This window comes from Nonomuraea sp. NPDC050451, from assembly GCF_044458585.1.
The window spans coordinates 191,533-209,612 of record NZ_JBITHZ010000002.1 but is presented as its reverse complement, the minus strand read 5'-3'; the positions used below and the strand labels follow the sequence as shown (position 1 = coordinate 209,612).

14 protein-coding genes are annotated in these 18,080 nt (G+C 70.4%); 10 read left to right on the top strand and 4 right to left on the bottom strand.

Going from position 1 to position 18,080, the window contains the following annotated elements; genetic code table 11:
- Positions 1-13 precede the first annotated feature (13 nt).
- From ACIBI9_RS07025 to ACIBI9_RS07000, 6 genes are all read left to right on the top strand, one after another.
- On the top strand, positions 14-1,270 hold the full coding sequence (locus tag ACIBI9_RS07025) for an ABC transporter substrate-binding protein (RefSeq protein WP_397221018.1): 1,257 nt from the start codon (positions 14-16) through the stop codon (positions 1,268-1,270).
- Positions 1,267-2,151, top strand: coding sequence for a carbohydrate ABC transporter permease (locus tag ACIBI9_RS07020; RefSeq protein ID WP_397221016.1), 885 nt, complete (start codon positions 1,267-1,269; stop codon positions 2,149-2,151). Before ACIBI9_RS07025 ends, ACIBI9_RS07020 begins: the two co-directional genes overlap by 4 nt.
- Entirely contained in the window at positions 2,148-2,972 is an 825-nt protein-coding gene (locus ACIBI9_RS07015) for a carbohydrate ABC transporter permease (protein ID WP_397221015.1), read from the top strand. Before ACIBI9_RS07020 ends, ACIBI9_RS07015 begins: the two co-directional genes overlap by 4 nt.
- 93 nt (positions 2,973-3,065) lie before the next feature.
- Positions 3,066-5,900, top strand: a complete 2,835-nt coding sequence (locus tag ACIBI9_RS07010) for a glycosyl hydrolase family 95 catalytic domain-containing protein (RefSeq protein ID WP_397221014.1) — start codon at positions 3,066-3,068, stop codon at positions 5,898-5,900.
- A gap of 210 nt (positions 5,901-6,110) precedes the next feature.
- Positions 6,111-6,440, top strand: a complete 330-nt coding sequence (locus ACIBI9_RS07005; RefSeq protein ID WP_397221013.1) for a DUF485 domain-containing protein — start codon at positions 6,111-6,113, stop codon at positions 6,438-6,440.
- Positions 6,437-8,077, top strand: coding sequence for a cation acetate symporter (locus ACIBI9_RS07000; protein WP_397221012.1), 1,641 nt, complete (start codon positions 6,437-6,439; stop codon positions 8,075-8,077). Before ACIBI9_RS07005 ends, ACIBI9_RS07000 begins: the two co-directional genes overlap by 4 nt.
- 99 nt (positions 8,078-8,176) lie before the next feature.
- On the opposite strand, the gene ACIBI9_RS06995 is transcribed toward ACIBI9_RS07000, so the two are convergent.
- Positions 8,177-9,670: an APC family permease gene (locus ACIBI9_RS06995; protein ID WP_397221011.1), complete on the bottom strand. Its 1,494-nt coding sequence runs from the start codon at positions 9,668-9,670 to the stop codon at positions 8,177-8,179.
- 237 nt (positions 9,671-9,907) lie between these two features.
- On the opposite strand from ACIBI9_RS06995, the gene ACIBI9_RS06990 reads away from it, so the two are divergent.
- Complete coding sequence (locus ACIBI9_RS06990) at positions 9,908-10,897, top strand: hypothetical protein (RefSeq protein WP_397221010.1); 990 nt, start codon at positions 9,908-9,910, stop codon at positions 10,895-10,897.
- On the opposite strand, the gene ACIBI9_RS06985 is transcribed toward ACIBI9_RS06990, so the two are convergent.
- The 3 genes from ACIBI9_RS06985 to ACIBI9_RS06975 are packed head-to-tail and all read right to left on the bottom strand — an operon-like array spanning position 10,839 to position 13,371.
- Complete coding sequence (locus ACIBI9_RS06985) at positions 10,839-11,564, bottom strand: DUF998 domain-containing protein (RefSeq protein ID WP_397221008.1); 726 nt, start codon at positions 11,562-11,564, stop codon at positions 10,839-10,841. The genes ACIBI9_RS06990 and ACIBI9_RS06985 overlap by 59 nt on opposite strands.
- Before the next feature lie 56 nt (positions 11,565-11,620).
- On the bottom strand, positions 11,621-11,968 hold the full coding sequence (locus tag ACIBI9_RS06980; protein WP_397221007.1) for a nuclear transport factor 2 family protein: 348 nt from the start codon (positions 11,966-11,968) through the stop codon (positions 11,621-11,623).
- The gene (locus ACIBI9_RS06975) at positions 11,965-13,371 is read right to left on the bottom strand and encodes an MFS transporter (protein ID WP_397221006.1); all 1,407 of its coding nucleotides are present in this window, start codon (positions 13,369-13,371) and stop codon (positions 11,965-11,967) included. The genes ACIBI9_RS06980 and ACIBI9_RS06975 overlap by 4 nt, the downstream gene beginning before the upstream one ends.
- Positions 13,372-13,465: 94 nt before the next feature.
- Here ACIBI9_RS06975 and ACIBI9_RS06970 point away from each other — a divergent pair, with 94 nt between their 5' ends.
- The 3 genes from ACIBI9_RS06970 (at position 13,466) to ACIBI9_RS06960 (ending at position 18,037) form a co-directional block, all read left to right on the top strand.
- Positions 13,466-14,170: a TetR/AcrR family transcriptional regulator gene (locus ACIBI9_RS06970; protein ID WP_397221005.1), complete on the top strand. Its 705-nt coding sequence runs from the start codon at positions 13,466-13,468 to the stop codon at positions 14,168-14,170.
- Between the two features lie 184 nt (positions 14,171-14,354).
- Positions 14,355-16,682 (top strand): tetratricopeptide repeat protein, encoded by a 2,328-nt coding sequence (locus ACIBI9_RS06965; RefSeq protein WP_397221004.1) that lies wholly within the window; start codon positions 14,355-14,357, stop codon positions 16,680-16,682.
- A gap of 134 nt (positions 16,683-16,816) precedes the next feature.
- Positions 16,817-18,037 carry a cytochrome P450 gene (locus ACIBI9_RS06960; RefSeq protein WP_397221003.1) on the top strand — a complete coding sequence of 407 codons (1,221 nt, stop codon included), beginning with the start codon at positions 16,817-16,819 and terminating at the stop codon, positions 18,035-18,037.
- Positions 18,038-18,080: the final 43 nt, after the last annotated feature.

The window sequence follows — 18,080 nt, the reverse complement described above, 5'->3', positions numbered from 1 at the left end:
CTGGAGGCTCAGCATGAGAACCCCCCTCCTGGCGGCCGCGGCCGCCGCCACGCTCTTGCTCGCGGGCTGCGGCTCCGGCTCGTCGTCCCCAGGAGAGGTACGGCTCCGCATGGTCGAGAGCCTGACCAGTCCCGAACGCACGAAGCTCATCAAAACGCTGCTGCAGGACTTCGAGAAGGCCAACCCGGGCATCAAGGTGGAGCTGATCTCGCCGCCACTCGACAGCGCCGACCAGAAGATCACCCAGATCCTGCAGACCAAGAAGGACCTGGACGTGCTGGAAGTACGCGACCACACGGCCAAGTCCTTCTCCAACAACGGCTGGCTGGCCGAGCTGCCCACCACGGAGTGGCCCGGCTGGTCGGACCTGACCGAGCTGGCCCAGAAGAAGGCCGTCGAGGTCGGCGGCAAGGCGTACCTGATCCCGTACGGCTTCTACGAGCGCACGATCTTCTACCGTACGGACTGGGGCATGACGCAGCCGCCGGCCACCTGGCAGGAGCTCTACGAGGCCGGCAAGAAGATGACCTCGGGCGACCGGTTCGGCTACTCGTTCCGGGGCGGCAAGGGCGGGGCCGACTACGCGGTCATGATGGTCAGCGCGTACAACGGCGAAGCCCTGAATCCCGAAAAATCGTTCTATCTCAAGGACAAGCGGACGATCTTCTCCACGCCCGAGGCCGCCCAGGCCATGGACCTCTACGTGAAGATCTTCAAGGAGGCGTCGCCGCCCGACTCCGTCTCCTGGGGCTACCCCGAGATGGTCCAGGGTTTCACCTCGGGCGTCACCGGGATGCTCATCCAGGACCCCGAAGTGATCAAGACGGTCCAGGACAGCGGCATGACGGCCTGGTCGACGGCCCCCATCCCCAAGGGCCCGTCGGGATACGCCTTCCAGCCCGTCGGCTACGCCGGATGGGGCGCCACCTCGTTCACCAAGCACCAGAAGGAGGCGGTCAAGCTGGTCCAGTTCCTGTCGGAGGCCAAGCAGAGCATCGCCTTCGCCAAGGGTAACTCGCTCATCCCGATCTCCAAGCAGGCCCAGAGCGACCCGCAGTTCTCGCAGGGGGCGTGGAAGGCGTACCTGCAGGCCCAGCAGGACCCCAAGCAGGTGATCACGATCAGGCCCGTCGACTACCCGGGCTGGAGCCAGTTCCTCGTCGACTCCGACCGTGACGTCCAGGCCCTGATCACCGGCAAGAAGACCACGGCCGAGGTGCTCAAGTCGTGGGACGCCTTCTGGACGGACCAGGCCAAGAAGGTCTCATGAGGCTGTTCACCGCCCGCCGGGCCAGGTTCATCGCCCTGTGCCTGCTGCCCGGCGTGGTCTTCGTGGCCCTGTTCACGTACTACCCGATGATCCGCGGCACGGTCATCGCCCTCCAGCGCTACAACCTGTTCGACATCACCTCGACGCCCTTCGTCGGCCTGGAGAACTTCCAGGCCGTCCTGTCGGAGGACCGGTTCTGGACGGCGCTGCGGAACACCGGCACGTGGGTGGTCGTGTCGCTCTTCTTCCAGTTCTTCCTCGGTTTCGGGCTGGCGCTGCTGCTGCGACGGCACTTCCGCGGCCGGGGTCTCTACCAGGCGTGGGTGTTCTTCCCCTGGGCCATGTCGGGGTTCCTGATCGGGCTGCTGTGGCGGTGGATGTTCAACGGGCAGTTCGGCGTGATCAACGACCTGCTGCTCAAGACCGGCCTCATCGACCAGCGCATCGGCTTCCTGGCCACCCCCGGGTGGGCGATGACGTCGGTGATCGTGGCCAACATCTGGTACGGCGTCACGTTCTTCGCCATCATGATCATGGCCGCGCTGCAGTCGGTGCCGAAGGAACTGTACGAGGCCGCGGACGTGGACGGGGCGTCGCGGTTGCGGCAGTTCTGGCACGTGACGCTGCCGCACATCCGGCCCACCCTCGCCCTCATCGTGCTGCTGCGGATCATCTGGATCCTCAACTTCCCCGACCTCATCTACTCGATGACCGGCGGCGGCCCGGCCGGCGGCACCGACATCATCACGACCTTCCTCATCCAGCAGGTCATCGGCGGCGACTACGGCCGGGCGGGCGCGGTGGGCCTGCTCATCCTGGGCCTGCTGCTGTCCTTCAGCGTCTTCTACCTGAACGCGACGAGATTCGAGAAATCCCGATGAGACGTGTCGCGACCGCTGCCAAGGTCGTCGTGCTGGGCGCCTGGCTGCTGATCACCCTCTTCCCCCTTTACTGGATCGTCGTCACCTCGCTCAAGCCCAAGCCCGAGATCTTCTCGATGCCGCTCAGGTACTGGCCGGGCAACGTGACGTTCGAGCACTACGAGGACCTGTTCTCGTTCGCGGACTTCGGCGCGTACCTGCTGAACAGCCTGCTCGTCTCGCTCGTCGCGGCCGGCGTGGTGACCGCGATCGGCGTGCTGGGCGGCTACACGCTCGCCCGCTTCGCCTTCCCCGGCAGGGGCGCGCTGATGCTGGCGTTCCTAGTCACGCAGATGATCCCGCTGTTCATCGCGCTCGGCCCGCTCTACCTGCTGATGTCCGACCTCGACCTGCTCAACCGGCTGGCCGGGCTGATGCTGGTGTACGTGGCCATGCTGGTGCCGTTCTCCACGATCATCATGCGCGGCTTCTACGAGCGGGTGCCGGTCGCGCTGGAGGAGGCCGCGCAGGTGGACGGCGCCTCGCGGCTGGTGGCCATGGTGCGGGTGGTCATCCCGGTCATGCTGCCGGGCATCGCGGCCACGTTCATCTTCGCGTTCGTGCAGTGCTGGAACGAGCTGTTCCTGGCGATCACGTTCATCGACAGCGAGGACGCCAAGACCATCCCTGTCGCCATGAACTCCTTCATCACCCAGTACGACATCGACTGGGGCTCGATGGCCGCGGCCACCGTGATCTCGGTGCTGCCGACCCTCGTCCTGTTCGCCGCCATCCGCCGCTACATCGTCGAAGGGCTCACCGCGGGCGCCGTTAAGGGGTAATGCATCGGATGAATTTCGGCTGACCACCCTTGACTGAGGTCACCTTGCGTGTCATACAGGCGAAAGACCCGATGTCTCGTCTGTGAGGTCCGCATGACACCCCCCTCTCACGATCCGACCCGCCGTGCCGTGCTCGGCGGCTTAGGCCTCGCCCTCGTCCCCGCCGCCCCGGCGCTCGCGGAAAGCGAGCACACCGGGGCGGCCCGGGGCTGGCAGCTCCGGCAGCGTGTGCGCTGGGCCGAGTTCATGAAGGGCCAGGACCTGCTCTGGGGCAAGATGCCCAGGTCCTGGTACGAGGGCCCGTTCCTGGGCGACGGCCTGCTGGGCAGCATGGTCTACCAGGAGCCCGGCCAGAACAAGATCCGCTTCACCGTCCAGCACGGCCGCGTCCAGGACCACCGGCCCCAGTTCGGCAGCGGCTGGGGCACCTGCCGCCTGCCCGTCGGCCACGTCACCCTCGACCCGGTCGGCACGATCACAGCCGTCGACTGGCGGCTCAGCCTGTGGGACGCCGAGGCCACCGGCACCGTCACCACGGACAAGGGCAAGCTGTCCTTCTCCGCGTTCATCCACGACGAAATCCTCGTGGCCAAGGCGGAGGCCGACGGCGAGGAGCAGGTCCGCTGGACGTTCCACCCCGAGGAGGCCGTCAGCCCCCGATCCGTCTCCGAGGCCCCGCCCAGTGGCTACACCCCCAACCCGCCCTGGACCACCGCGACCGCGGGCGACGTCGAGCAGGTGCTCCAGCCGCTGACGGGCGGCGGCCAGACCGCCACCGCCTACCGCGCCAAGGACGGGACGCTCCTGGTCACCGTGGGCCACAGCTTCCCGTCCGCGACCGAGGCCCAGGAGAGCGCGCTCGCCAGGATCCGGAACGCGCCGCCGTACGGGATCATGAAGAAGCGGCACCGCGACTGGTGGCACGACTTCTACGGCAAGAGCTTCGTCTCCCTGCCCGACCAGCGGCTGCAGAGCTTCTACTGGATCCAGCTCTACAAGGTCGCCTGCGCCAGCCGGACGGGCGGCCCGGTCATGGCGACCACCGGCCCCTGGCTGGAGTCCACCCCGTGGCCGGCGGTGTGGTGGAACCTCAACGTGCAGCTCGAGTACTGGCTCATCCACGGCTCCAACCACCTGGAGCTCGACTCGCTCACCAGCACGCTCGACCGCAACCGCGACCAGCTCGTCGCCAACGTGCCCGCCGCCTACCGCGCCGACTCGGCCGGGGTGGGGCGCAGCTCCGACATGTTCGCCAACCGGAGCGTCGGCACGCCCGGCTCGGGCGCGGAGGTGGGTGACCTCACGTGGGCGCTGCACAACGTGTGGCTGACCTACCGGCACACCATGGACGACAGGCTGCTGCGCGACACGGTCTTCCCGCTGCTGCGGCGGGCGATCAACTACTACCTGCACTTCCTGGCCGCGGGCGCGGACGGCAGGCTGCACCTGCCCAGCACGCTCTCACCCGAATACCCGGTCACCCCGCCCCAGGACACCAACTACGACCTGGCGCTGATCCGGTGGGGCTGCCGGACGCTGATCGAGTCGGCCGAGCGGCTCGGGATCGACGACCCGCTCGAGGCGAGGTGGCGGGAGGTGCTGGCCACGCTCGTGGACTACCCGGCCGACGCCGACGGCTTCATGATCGGCGCCGGCACGCCGTACGCGCAGTCGCACCGCCACTACTCCCACCTCCTCATGATCTACCCCCTCTACCTGGTCAACTGGGACCAGCCGGAGCAGCGCGAGCTGATCGAGAAGTCGGTCGCCCACTGGCAGTCGCTGACGAGCGCGCACCGCGGCTACAGCTACACCGGCGCGGCCTCGCTCTACGCCATGATGGGCCGGGGCGACACCTCGCTGTCCTACCTGGACCGCTTCTTCGACCCGGCCGGCCGCTACCCGTGCACGGCCAACACCCACTACGCCGAGGCCGGGCCGGTCATCGAGACGCCGCTGTCGGCCGCCCAGTCCCTCCACGACATGCTCTGCCAGAGCTGGGGCGGGATCGTCCGGGTCTTCCCGGCCGTGCCCGCCTCGTGGGCGGACGTCGCGATCCACGACTTCCGGACCCAGGGCGCGTTCCTGGTCTCGGCCGTGCGCAAGGGCGGCCGCACCTCGTTCATCCGGATCAGGAGCCTGGCGGGGGCGCCGCTCAGGCTCAAGCACGGGCTCGACGGGCCGGTCGCGGCCGTGCTGTCCGACGGCCGTCCCGCTCCGGTGAAGGACCTGGGGGAGGGCGTCGTGGAGATCGCCCTGGGCAAGGGGAGCGAGGTGCTCGTCCACACGGGCGCGCGGCCCGACCCGGTCATCGGACCTGTGCCGGTGAGCAAGCCCGGGGACGCCTGGGGACTGCCGCCCGTCCCGCCTCCCGGGCGCACCACGCCGGTGGACCTGTCGGCGTACTTCGGCAACGACGGCGTCTCCACGCACGAGGCGATGACGGACGGCGACTTCGACGGGTCCGGCTACACCTATCCGGCCGAGGAACTGCCGCCCGCCGGGCCGCTCGTCCACGAGGGACTGAGCTTCGTCTTCCCCGCGTACGGGGACGGCGCCGCGAACAACGTCGCCGGCCAGGGGCAGACGATCGCCGTGCCGTCCGGGAAGTACGCCAAGGTCCGGCTGCTGGGCGCGGCCAGTTCCGGGGCCGTCACCTCCACGCTGACCGCCGCGTACGCCGACGGGACCACCGCCCAGGTGCCGTTCGTCCTGCCCGACTGGGGCGGCCGGCCCGGGGCGGGCGCCACGGAGGTGCTCCGCTGCACCCACCGCCACAGCCGCACGGGCGTCAACTCGTTGCGGGTCGGGCTGTTCGAGGTGCAGGCGGCGCTCGACCCGGCCAGGGAGCTGCGCTCGCTCACCCTGCCCGCGCTCACCCGGCCCCAGCTCCACCTGTTCGCGCTCTCCCTGGAAGAACCCCGCTGAGAAGAACCCCGCTGAGAAGAACCCCGCTGAGAAGAACCCCGATGAAAGGGGCGATCAACCGCTCGTCGCACGCAACAGACCTTTCACCGCAACCCATCCCCAACTAATCGCCGGACCCCAGCGACTCGCCGAACAACGTCACCGGGGACCTCCACGGCGGGTAGGTTGCGCTCTTACGTTGGGCGTGATCCGCATCACAGTGGAGGTCTCGTGACGACTAAAGAACATGACGCATCGGTCTATGAGGAAGTTCAGGAGAGCAGTGAGTTCCAGGATCTGAAACGGCGATTCCGCGCCTGGACGTTCCCGATGACCGTGGCGTTCCTCGCGTGGTACCTGCTCTACGTGGTGCTGTCCGGATGGGCGCGCGACTTCATGGGGATCAAGCTGCTCGGCGACATCAACGTCGGCCTCATCTTCGGTTTGCTCCAGTTCGTCTCCACGTTCCTCATCGCGTGGGCGTACGCCAGGCATGCCGAGAAGAAGCTCGACCCGATCGCCGACAAGCTCCGCCACGAGGTTGAGGAGAAGACCAAATGAGCTCCCAAACCCTGGGGATGATCCTCTTCCTCACCTTCGTCGCCGCCACGCTGGGGATCACGTTCTGGGCGAGCCGGCAGACCAAGACGGCCGCCGACTACTACGCCGGGGGGCGCTCGTTCAGCGGCGTGCAGAACGGGCTGGCCATCGGCGGCGACTACATGTCGGCGGCCTCCTTCCTCGGCATCGCCGGCATCATCGCGCTGTCCGGCTACGACGGGTTCCTGTACTCGATCGGGTTCCTGGTGGCGTGGCTGGTCGCGCTGCTGCTGGTCGCCGAGCTGATGCGGAACTCGGGCAAGTTCACCATGGCCGACGTGCTGGCCTTCCGGATGAGCCCGCGTCCCGTGCGCACGGCGGCCGGCGTGTCCACCATCGTGGTCAGCATCTTCTACCTGCTGGCCCAGATGGTCGGCGCGGGCGCGCTGGTCGGCCTGCTGCTCGGCATCACCTCCCCGGCGGGCAAGGCGTGGACCATCGTCGGCGTGGGCATGCTGATGATCGTCTACGTGGTCTTCGGCGGCATGAAGGGCACCACCTGGGTGCAGATCGTCAAGGCCGTGCTGCTGATGGGCGGCGCCGCGCTGGTGACGGTGCTGGTGCTGGGCAAGTTCGGCTTCAACCTGTCGGCCCTGCTCGGGCAGGCCGCCACCACCAGCGGCCCCAAGGCGAACCCCGGCAGCTTCCTGATCCCCGGCCTGAAGTACGGCACGGAGGCCCAGGGGCTGGCCGGCAAGATCGACCTCATCAGCCTGGGCCTGGCCCTGGTGCTCGGCACCGCGGGCCTGCCGCACATCCTCATCCGCTTCTACACCGTCCCCACCGCCAAGGACGCCCGCAAGTCGGTCCTGTGGGGCATCGGCATCATCGGCGTGTTCTACCTGCTGACCCTCGTCCTCGGCTTCGGCGCCGCGGCCCTGGTCGGCAAGTCCGCGATCGTCGCCGGTGACGCGGCGGGCAACACGGCCGCGCCGATGCTGGCCGAACGCATCGGCCAGGAGATCTTCGGCTCGGTCGGCGGCACGATCCTGCTGGCGCTCATCGGAGCCGTCGCCTTCGCCACGATCCTCGCCGTCGTGGCGGGCCTCACGCTGGCCTCCTCCTCCAGCTTCTCGCACGACCTGTACGCGCACGTCTTCAAGCGCGGCCAGGCCAGCGAGCGCCAGGAGGTCGTGGTGGCCCGCATCTCCGCCCTGGTCATCGGCGCCGTCGCGATCGGCCTGGGCATCCTGGCCCAGGGCCAGAACGTGGCCTTCCTGGTCGCCCTGGCCTTCGCCGTCGCGGCCTCGGCCAACCTGCCCGCGATCCTCTACAGCCTGTTCTGGAAGCGGTTCAACACGACGGGCGCGGTCTCGGCCATCTACGGCGGCCTGATCTCGGCCCTGGTCCTGGTCATCTTCTCGCCGGTGGTCTCGGCGCCGCCGCCCCCGGCCGGCGTCAAGCCGACCGCGCTGATCGTCGGCGTGGACTTCCACTGGTTCCCGCTGAGCAACCCCGGCATCCTGTCGATCCCGCTCGGCTTCCTGTTCGGGTGGCTCGGCACGATCCTCAGCAAGGAGTACAACGCGGCGAAGTACGCCGAGATGGAGGTCCGCTCCCTCACCGGCGTCGGCGCGGAGAAGGCGACCGAGCACTGACGTTCCCCCCTGAAGGCGCCTCCCCCCTGCCCCCGAAGGCGCCTGCACCCGAGGGCCCGGCCTCCCGCGAGGCCGGGCCCTTCGCCGTGCCGCCCCGCCTCAGGCGGGCGCCCGGCGCCCGACCAGATACAGCAGGGCGCCCACCAGCAGCGACGCCAGCGCGATCCCGCCGACCAGCCAGAACCACATCCCGTACGCGATCTCGGCGCCGAACAGCGTGACCTTGCCCGCGTCGTTGGAGATCAGCGGCGTCCACGACCCGGAGAGCGTGGCCACCACGCCCACGAGCGACGCCAGCGCCCCCACGACGGAGGCCACCCAGAACACCGCGGGCGAGGCCAGCCGCCGCGCCTCGAACTGGTCGCGGTAGCGCCGCAGGATGATCAGCACGTCCACGAACAGCACCACGATCGACAGGCACCAGATCACGGTGACCGCGGCCTGCAGGACGTTGTAGACCTCGGTCTGCGCGTCGGCGGGTCTGGCCGCGGCAAAGGGCACCACCACGAAGGCCGCCACCGTGAAGACTCCGGCCAGCACGGTCTGGATCCAGACCGCCACGTCCGGCACCTTCTGCGCGTTGACGTGGCTGACCGCCTTCGGCAGCCGCCGGTCCAGCCCGGACACGAAGATCAGCCGGGCGAAGGAGTAGTTGTAGACGACGGTGATGATGAAGAACATGGCCGCCAGCACGAGCGCGACCAGCCTGCCCGCCCACTCGCCCAGCCCGATCCCCACGGCGTCGGCCACGGCCGTGATGTTCGCCGCCTCCCCGGCGGGCACCGACACCATCACGCCCCAGGTGGCGATCAGGTACGCGACCATGACGGCCAGCGACCCCCACAGCAGGTAACGGGTCACGGCCCGCTCCTGCCTGATCTCCACCCCCATGTTCAGCGGCACCTCGACGCCGAGCAGCGCCAGCACGGCCAGGCCGAAGAAGCTCCAGCTCGCGAAGTTGAGGCCGTGCTCGGCCGACGGGCTCCACGCCGCGAAGTCCCACGGGTTCGTGGCCGCCGGGTGCCCCTGGGCAAGGTGCGCGATCCCGGCCGCGAACATCAGCAGGATCGCCAGCCCGTACGCCAGGAAGACGACGTTCACCACGTTCTGCGTCAGCCGGAAGCGCAGGACCGCCAGTACGGCCGCGAGCAGCAGGATCACCACGATCAGCCCGCCCTGGGCCTGCACGGAGAGCCCTCCGAGCGCCGGGAAGACGTAGCCGAGGAACGAGATCGTCAGCGTCCCGGTCGCCACCATCACCAGCACACCCGGCCACCAGGCGCAGAACCCGGCGAAGAACCCCCAGAACGGCCCGAACGCCTTGGTCGTCCAGAGGTAGATGGAGCCCTCGCCGGGGAACATGGCGCCGAGCTGGCCGGTGACGATCGCGCACGGGACGAGGAACAGCGCGAACGCGATGATCCACCACCCGAACGCGGCCGGGCCCGCGGACTGGATGACGGCGGCGTTCGTGATGAACAGGACGATCGACACGAAGATCGCCACCATGTCGAAGGTGGTCAGCACCCGCGGCAGGATCCCTCCGGCCACCCGCTCGGACAGCAGCTCGTTCTCGGCCATGTTCTCGGCCATGGGGCGACCTCCCGGCGGATCTCCTACCTGCAAAGATCCGCCGGGCCACGGCCGGCGTCAAGCACGTGCGTCCGGCGGCACCGAGATCGTGTAGCGGGGGGCGCTCACCCGCGGGTGGTCGAGGTGCCGCTCGAAGGACCGTCACGTCGAAGGGTTGTTACATCACGAATATCTTTACATCAATTGTAACTTTGCTCGAAGTGGTGTTATCTGGAGGTCGTGACAACGACTCACCAGATGCCCTTACTCGCTCGCGTGGCGCCCGCGATCGGGCTGTTCTTCCTGGCGCCGCTGACCGCCGAGTTCCTGATGGGGAACATGGCGATCACCGATGTCGTGTCGGTGGTCGGCACCATCCCCCTCTACGGGACCGGCGCCCTGCTCATCCGCGAGGCGGTCCGGCGGACCGGGCGCGGCTGGCCGGCCATGCTGGCGTTCGGGCTGGCGTACGGGATGTTCGAGGAGGCGTTCCTCACCCAGACGCTCTGGAACCGGAACTGGTACGACGTGCGCATCCTCGACTACGGCTACGTTCCCGCGCTGGGGACCGGGGTGCCGTGGCTGATGTTCATGGTGGGTGTGCACACCGTCTGGAGCATCGGCGTCCCGATCGCGATCATGGAGACGCTGGCCGGTCCGCGCCGCACCGAGCCGTGGCTGAAGAAACGCGGGTTCTGGGCCGTAGCCGTGTTCTTCGCGATCTACTTCGTCTTCGGAGCCTTCGCCACGGGCATGCTCGGCGGCTGGTTCGCCACCCCGATCCAGTACGCCGGTGCCGGGGTGCTGATCGTCGCGCTCGTCGTGCTCGGCCTGCGCCTGCGCCGCACCGCCCCCTCCGTCGCGGGGCGGGCGCCTGGTCCGTGGGTGGTGTTCGCGTTCGCCCTGGTGGCCGGCGCGTTCTTCGTGCTCCTCTACGCGTGCGACCCCACCGGCCTCTCGCCCTGGCTGGCCGCGCTGTCCGTCCCGGCGTGGCTGAGCGTGCTGCTCTATCTGGCGTTGTTCGCCGGGGTCGGCGCCCTGGTGAGGCGCTGGTCGCATCGCGCCGGCTGGTCGGACGCGCACCGGCTGGCGCTCGCGGCCGGGGCCGTGCTCACGTACGCGTGGCACTCGTTCCCGTGGAAGGTGATCGCGCCCGCGAGCCCGGCGGCCGACCTGGCCAGCAACGCGATCATGACGGTCGGCGCGGTCGTCCTGCTGGTGTTCGCGGCCCGGCGGGTCGCCGCCTGAGCAGCCGGAGCGCCAGCAGGGTCAGCCAGGCCCAGCCGATGGTCACCGCCACGCGCTGGAAGAGCCCGCCGTGGGCGACCAGTGCCGGGTTCTGGCTGAAGGCGATCGTGGCCAGCGCCATCGCCACCGTGAACCCGGCGCCGCTGGCGACCGAGTACGTCGCCCACCCGAGCTCCCGGTCCCGCGCGAACCCCACCCCGAAGACCAGGCAGGCCGCGGCCATCGCCGCGAATCCCGCCAACGAGAGGTAGTCGTGCAACGCCGCGTGTGTGCTGCCGTACTCGGACAGCAGGTCGGGAGTGCCCTGCGGGTAGCCGCTCACCGGGTCGGCGGTGAACACCCCGGCGCCGATCAGGCCGGCGCCCCAGCTCCCCACCAGGGCCGGGCCCCAGACCCTTCGGAGCGTCCGCCGCAGCCCGGCGGCGAAGGCCAGCGTCAGGAGGCCGGCCACGACGAAGTTGACCGCCTGCACCCAGCCGCCCGGCCCGAGCGCGAGCGAGCTGACCGGGTGGCGCAGCGGGTCGTAGTGAGGGCGGAGGGCACCCTGGGCGAGGAACGCGATGACGAACAGCGGCCCGGCGACCACCCCGCACAGCAGCAGCCGCCTGGGCGTCGGGTCGGCGGGCCCCGCGATGGGGGCGGGGCCCGCAGGTGTGAGAGTTCGCATGCTTGTCAAGCTAGACTGACAGGCGAGTCGCTGTCAATCCAGCCTGACAAGGAGGTCTATTCGAAGAAACCGACCACGCGGCTGATGCGGTCGCCCGCGAACTCCACGACGTCGTAGCCGGTGGCCACCGGCGTGTCCGAGCCCGGCGCGCCGAGCCGCCAGGTGAACAGCGCCGTGTCGTGATGGGCGCCGATCAGCGTGCCGAGGGTGAACACCAGGTCGCCGAAGTTCTCCTGGGCCCGGCCGATCGCCTCGGACAGCTCCGCGTGCCCGCGCAGCCCGGCGTAGTCGGGGTCGGAGTAGACGGAGTCGTCGGTGAGCACGGTCTTGAGCAGGAGGTCCCTGGCGGCGGCGTCGCGCTCGTTCCAGACGTCCAGGTACCTGCCGATGAGGTCGTCGATCATGACGTGATTCCTTCCGTGGTTCGGTTCGGTTCGAGTGCCAGGGCGGCGAGACCGCCCAGGACGGTGGCGGCCGCGGCGGCCCAGCCGGCCGCGTGCAGACCGCCCAACAGGTCGGAGGAGGCGGTGGCGACGGCGACGAAGACCGCCAGCCCCATCGCGCCGCCGACCTCCTTGGCCGTGCTGGCCAGGCCCGACGCGACGCCCTGCGCCTCCGGCGCCACCCCGGCGCCGGCCGCCGCGAACAGGGCGACGAAGGCCACGCCGCCGAAGAATCCCCAGACGAGGCTGCCCGGCATCAGCGTCCAGAAGCCGCCGCCCGCGGGCATGCCCGCGGTCAGCGCGGCGATCCCGGCTCCGGCGCCGAGCATCCCGACGCTGAGCGTCGTACGGATCCCCCACCTGCCGAGCATCACCGGGGCGGCCTTCAGCGCGGCGGCCATGCAGACGAGGGTGAGCGGCAGGAACGTCAGCCCCGCCTCCAGGGCGCTGTAGCCGAGGACCGGCTGCAGGTACGTGGTGAGCACGTAGTAGGCGCCGCCCAGCGTGCCCTGGAACACGGCGATCACCACCATCGTGGTGGCCGGGCCGCGCCGCCGGACCAGCCGCAGCGGGATCAGCGGATCCCGGCCCCGCGCCTCGACCAGCACCAGCAGCCCCAGCAGTGCCAGGCCCGCGACCAGCGACCCGGCGCCGCGTACCGACCCCCATCCGGCCTCCGGCCCGCTCGCCAGGCCGAACACCACCAGCGTCGACCCCGCCGTCGCCAGCAGCGCGCCCGGCACGTCGAAGCCGCGCAGCCCGGACGCGGGACGGCCGTCGGAGGGGAGCAGCCGGGGTGCGGCGAGGACGGCGCCGACGGCCAGCGGGACGTTCACGAAGAACACCCACTCCCAGCCCAGGGCACTGGTGAGCACGCCGCCCAGCAGCGACCCGGCGGCCAGCCCGGCGCTGCCGGCCATGCCCCACGCGCCCAGCGCCCGGTTGCGCGCGGGCCCCTCCTCGAACCCCCGGTAGATCAGCGCGAGCGTGGCCGGGGTGAGCAGCGCCCCGCCGACGCCCTGGACGGCGCGGGCGGCGATCAGCACGCCGGAGCCGGGGGACAGCCCGCCGGCCAGGGAGGCCACGCCGTACAGCGCCAGTCCGAGCATGAACGTGCGCCGTGCGCCGAGCTTGTCCACGGCCCGGCCGCCGAGCAGCAGGAGCCCGCCGAGCCCGATGGCGTACGCGCTCACCACCCACTGCACGGATCGCGCGCTGAAGCCCAGTGCCGTCCCGATGTCGGGCAGCGCCACGTAAACGATGTTGTAGTCGAGAGCCACGATGAGCTGGGTGAACGCCAGCAGCGCCAGCCTGAGCCCGGAACGGCCCACGTCGGTCGGCGCACGAGAGGCGGCAAACGTCACTCCGGAATCCCCTCCTCTTACACGGCGAAGACTTTCTACACGCCGTTCAATTTGCACACGGGGAACAGTAGTCCAACGCTGTAGACTGTCAAGCGTGGGTGACCAGACGACGATGAGCAGGCGTGAGCGGCTGCGCGCGGAGACCACGGCGGAGATCAAGGAGATCGCGCTCAAGCTCATGGCGGCCGGCGGCCCCGACGCCATCTCGCTGCGCGCCATCGCCCGCGACATGGGCATGACGGCAGGCGCCATCTACAGCTACTTCGCCACCCGCGACGACCTGGTCACCACGCTCATCGGCGACCTCTACACGGCCCTGGTGGACAGGGCGGAGTCCGCCCGCGACGCCGTTCCCGCCGCCGACCCGGGCGGCCGCGTCCTGGCCTGGGCGCAAACCGTACGCGAGTGGGCCCTGGCCAACCCGCAGGGCTTCCGCCTCATCTACGGCGACCCGGTCCCCGGCTACCAGCCCCCCGAGGACGGCCCGGCGCAGGAGGCCGAACATCGCGCGTGCCGGGGGCTCACGGGCCTGGTCGCGGCCGCCTGGACCGGGCCCGGCCCGGGCGCCTACACCTGGTCCGACTTCGACCCCGGCCTGGCGGCGGACATCCAGGCCACGTTCCCGGACCTGCCGCCGGACGCGGTGGCGCTCACGCTACGGGTGTGGGGCCGCATGCACGGCCTGGTCGCGCTGGAGATCTACGGCCACCTGCGCACACTCACGCGCGACCCGGCCGCGATCTACCGCGACGAGATGATCGCCCTGATCACGTCCCTCGGCCTGACCCCACCCGCCTGACCTCACCCGCCTTCGGGCCGTCCCCGAGCCGGCCGTTTCTCGTCGCCCCGCGCGCTCGAGCCACCGCACAGCACACCCGCGCACTTCCGTCGTCAGCGCATCGGCCGGGGATGCGCCGGTCAAGGACTATAAGTCCTCGTGTCAGCCATGGTGCCAGGAGGACGGGGGCGACGATGATGAGGGCATGGCGAACAGGCGGCACGTCATCTCCTGGGTCGGCGCGCTCGCGTCCGGCGTGGTGTTCCTCGCGTTGGGCGTGCTGTTCTTCCGTACGGGTCTGGACAACGCCGACAAACTGGCCAGCGTGATCGGCGCGTTCGTCGGGGTCGCCGGTTTCGGGGGCTCGGTGTACGGGCTCGTCCTGGCGCGCCGCTCCCTCGGTTCGGCGGCCCCTGCCGTCCCCGCGGAAGCGGCCCCGCAGCCCCTGCCGGAAGCCGCGCGGTTACGGGTGCCGTCCGGGCTGGCGGCCCTGCCCCGCCCCGCGTCGCGCGTGTTCGTCGGACGCGAGCCGGAGCTGGCCCGGCTGGAGGGCGCGTTCGACGACACGGCCCGGCTGACCGTCCAGGTCGTGTGCGGGCTCGGCGGGGTCGGCAAGAGCCAGCTGGCGCTCCAGTACGCCGACAGGAATCGCGGCCGCTACTCCCTGATCTGGTGGATCGACGCCGCGACCCCCGAAACGCTGCAGAACGGCGTGGCCGACCTGGCCCGCAGCATCGCGGCCGGCGCCGCGTCGTCCGCCGCGAGCCGGGCCACCAACGAGGAGGCGGTCACCTGGGCCATGGCCTGGCTGGCGGCCCATCCGGGCTGGCTGCTCGTGTTCGACGACATCGCCGAGGCGGCCTCGCTGCGGCCCTATCTGGGGCGGCTGCACGGCGGGCACGTCCTGGTCACCACCCGGCGAACCGTCGGCTGGCACGACCTGTGCACCCCGATCACCCTCGAGGTCCTGCCCCGGCAGGCGGCCGTCTCCCTGCTGGCCGAGCTCACGAGCTCCCAAGACTCCCAGGAACTGGACGCTCTGGCCGGCGAACTGGGGGATCTGCCGCTCGCCCTGGCCCAGGCAGGTGCCTACATCGCCCACACTCCCGGCGTCGGCGCACGCCGCTACCGCGATCTGCTGCGTGCCTCGCCGACGCGCATGTACGCCTCCGCCCCGGCCGGCGGCGACCCCGAACGGCTCGTGGCCAGGGCCTGGGCGGTCACCCGGGCCCGGATCGAGGAGATCGGCCCGCTCGCCATCGACCTGCTCGACCTGCTGGCCTGCTTCGCCCCTGACGACCTGCCCCGCGACGTGCTGGTCCGCGCCGTGGACGCCGACGAGCTGGACACGGCCGAAGCGCTGGGGACGCTGGCCTCGTTCAGCATGGTCCATCTCGTCGATGACGGCGTCTCGGTGCACCGGCTCGTACAGGCAGTCACCCTGCACCAGCTCGACGACCGGCGGCGGGCCGCGCTGCGGGCGCGGGCCGCGGCGGCGCTGGAGGGCTGCCTGCCCGCTCACCCCGCCGACCCGGCAGGCCGGCCCGTCTACGCCCGCCTGCTGCCGCACGTCGTGATCCTGCTGGAGGGGGACGCTCCCGGTCTGGGCCGGACCGTCGACCATCTCGACGCGATCGCCGACTACGCCACCGCCGTACGGCTCCAGCGGCGCATCGTCGACGCCACGCGCGAGCGCGCCGGAGCCGATCACCCGTCGGCGCTCGCCGCGAGCGCCAGGCTGGCCGGGTTCGAGGGCATGGCGGGTGACGCCGTCGCCGCCCGCGACCGGTACGCCCGGCTGCTGCCCCTGTTCGAGCGGCACTTCGGCCCTGAGGACGAGCAGACCCTGACCCTGCGCGTCCGCCTCACGGAGTGGACCGGTGAGGCAGGGGCCAGGTCCGAGGCCCACGACGAGTACACGCGGCTGCTGCCCCTCCTCGACAAGGTCCTGGGCCCCGAGCATCCCCAGACGCTCTACGCGCGCATGGATCTCGCCAACTGGATGAGCCACCTGGGCGACTCCGCCGGCGCCCGCGACGTGGCCACGCCGCTGCTGCCCGTCGCCGAACGGGTGTGGGGACCCGAACATGCCGACACGCTGACCCTGCGCGGCTGCCTGGCGCACTTCGCCGGCCAGACGGGAGACGCCGTCGGCGCCCGCGACCAGTACGCCGCGCTGCTCGCCCTCCGCAAGCGCCGCAACGGTCCCGACCACCCCGAGACCCTGGCCACGTCCCGGGACCTCGCCAACTGGATCGGCGAGGCAGGCGATCCGCGGGAGGCGCGCGACCGCCTCGCGGACCTGATCCCGCTCTTCGAACGCGCCTGGGGCAGGGAGCATCCCAACGAGACCCTGCTCGCCAGGGAACTGCACGCCGACTTCACCGGCCGCGCGGGTGACCCTGCCGCCGCCGCCCGGCTCCTGGCCGACCTGCTCCCCGTCCGCGAGCGCGCCTCAGGCGCCGGCCACCCCCTCACCCGCGGCGCCCGCGCCAGCCTCGCCCGCTGGTCGGCCGAGAGCCCGTCGTCCTGAACTCCCGACCAGCACCGGCGAACGCAAGGTAACCATCACGTTACTGATCACTGGCTGCTGTTGTTTCTTGATCACAGCGGATATTTGATGGGGATCGCTGGTCACTTACCGACTTCTTCCCCCAAGGGCGGCAAATGACGACAAACCTCCCCTCGTTCCCCGCCGTGGACGAGAACCCGCTCGACACCTGCATCCGGTTCCGGGAGATCGCTCCCGTGGTCGAGGTGGAGTTCCCAGGGGGCGTGCCCGCCTACCTGGCTCTGACCCACAAGGCCGTACGGGAGATCCTCGCCGGCGACAACAAGACCTTCCTCAGGGACCCCCGGCACTGGCCCGCCCTGCACGACGGATCGATCCCCGAGGACTGGCCGCTGCGCGCCATCATCCAGGGCGGTCACCTGTCCACCATGGACGGTGACGACCACAGGCGCCTGCGCGGTCTGATCAGCAGGGCGTTCACGCCGTCCCGGGTGCAGGCCATGGAGCCGCGGATCCAGCAGATCATCGACGAGCTGCTCGACGAGGTGGTGGCCGCCGGCGACGGCGTCGACCTGGTGCCGGCTTTCACCGAGGCGCTGCCGATGTGGGTGATCTGCGAGCTGTTCGGCATCCCCGCCGAGGACCGGCTCCGCCTGCGGAACTGGACCTCCACGCTGCTCGCCCACACCACTCCGCCGGAGGTGGCGTTCGCGACGCAGAACGACCTCCAGGCCTTCCTGCACGAACTGGTGGAGCGCAAGCAGCGGGAGCCGGGCGACGACCTCACCTCCGGCCTGGTCCAGGCCCGCGACGAGGGCGACAGGCTCACCACCGACGAACTGGTCGGCGTACTGTGGATCATGCTCGTCGCCGGCCACGAGACCACTGTCCACCTGCTCGGGTACGCCATCGTGGCACTGGCCCAGCGCCCCGATCAGCTCGCGCTGGCCAAGGCGGAGGACCGGTGGGCCGACGTGGTCGAGGAGACCGTGCGCTACCGCCACTCGGTGATGATGACCAGCTTCCGTTTCACGGCGGAGGACGTGACCATCGCCGGGGTGCACATCCCCAAGGGCCAGGCCGTCGGCGTGGTTTACCAGGCGAGCGGCGTCGATCCGGCGGAGTACGGGGAAAGCGCGAACGAGTTCGACATCACCCGCGAGCAGCCCGCCAACCTCGGCTTCGGCCACGGTCCCCGCTACTGCATCGGGGCGCCGCTGGCCCGGCTGGAGAGCCGGCTGGCACTCGCCACGCTGTACCGGCGGCTGCCGGGGCTCAGCCTCGCGATCGACCCCGACGACATCCCGTACTCGCCGTCGTTCTTCACGATCGGCCCGCTGTCGCTGCCGGTCAACCTCGGTGTCGCTCAGCCCTGACGTGCCGCCGGACTGGGAGCATGGGTTTCGCCTCCCTGGACCG

Bases quoted from the DNA above. Each gene is read 5' to 3' on its own strand.
- ACIBI9_RS07010 (WP_397221014.1), top strand. From the start codon at position 3,066: ATGACACCCCCCTCTCACGATCCGACCCGCCGTGCCGTGCTCGGCGGC.
- ACIBI9_RS06990 (WP_397221010.1), top strand. From the start codon at position 9,908: ATGCCCTTACTCGCTCGCGTGGCGCCCGCGATCGGGCTGTTCTTCCTG.
- ACIBI9_RS07025 (WP_397221018.1), top strand. From the start codon at position 14: ATGAGAACCCCCCTCCTGGCGGCCGCGGCCGCCGCCACGCTCTTGCTC.
- ACIBI9_RS07000 (WP_397221012.1), top strand. From the start codon at position 6,437: ATGAGCTCCCAAACCCTGGGGATGATCCTCTTCCTCACCTTCGTCGCC.
- ACIBI9_RS07015 (WP_397221015.1), top strand. From the start codon at position 2,148: ATGAGACGTGTCGCGACCGCTGCCAAGGTCGTCGTGCTGGGCGCCTGG.
- ACIBI9_RS06965 (WP_397221004.1), top strand. From the start codon at position 14,355: ATGGCGAACAGGCGGCACGTCATCTCCTGGGTCGGCGCGCTCGCGTCC.
- ACIBI9_RS06960 (WP_397221003.1), top strand. From the start codon at position 16,817: ATGACGACAAACCTCCCCTCGTTCCCCGCCGTGGACGAGAACCCGCTC.
- ACIBI9_RS06995 (WP_397221011.1), bottom strand. From the start codon at position 9,670: ATGGCCGAGAACATGGCCGAGAACGAGCTGCTGTCCGAGCGGGTGGCC.
- ACIBI9_RS07020 (WP_397221016.1), top strand. From the start codon at position 1,267: ATGAGGCTGTTCACCGCCCGCCGGGCCAGGTTCATCGCCCTGTGCCTG.
- ACIBI9_RS06985 (WP_397221008.1), bottom strand. From the start codon at position 11,564: ATGCGAACTCTCACACCTGCGGGCCCCGCCCCCATCGCGGGGCCCGCC.
- ACIBI9_RS06980 (WP_397221007.1), bottom strand. From the start codon at position 11,968: ATGATCGACGACCTCATCGGCAGGTACCTGGACGTCTGGAACGAGCGC.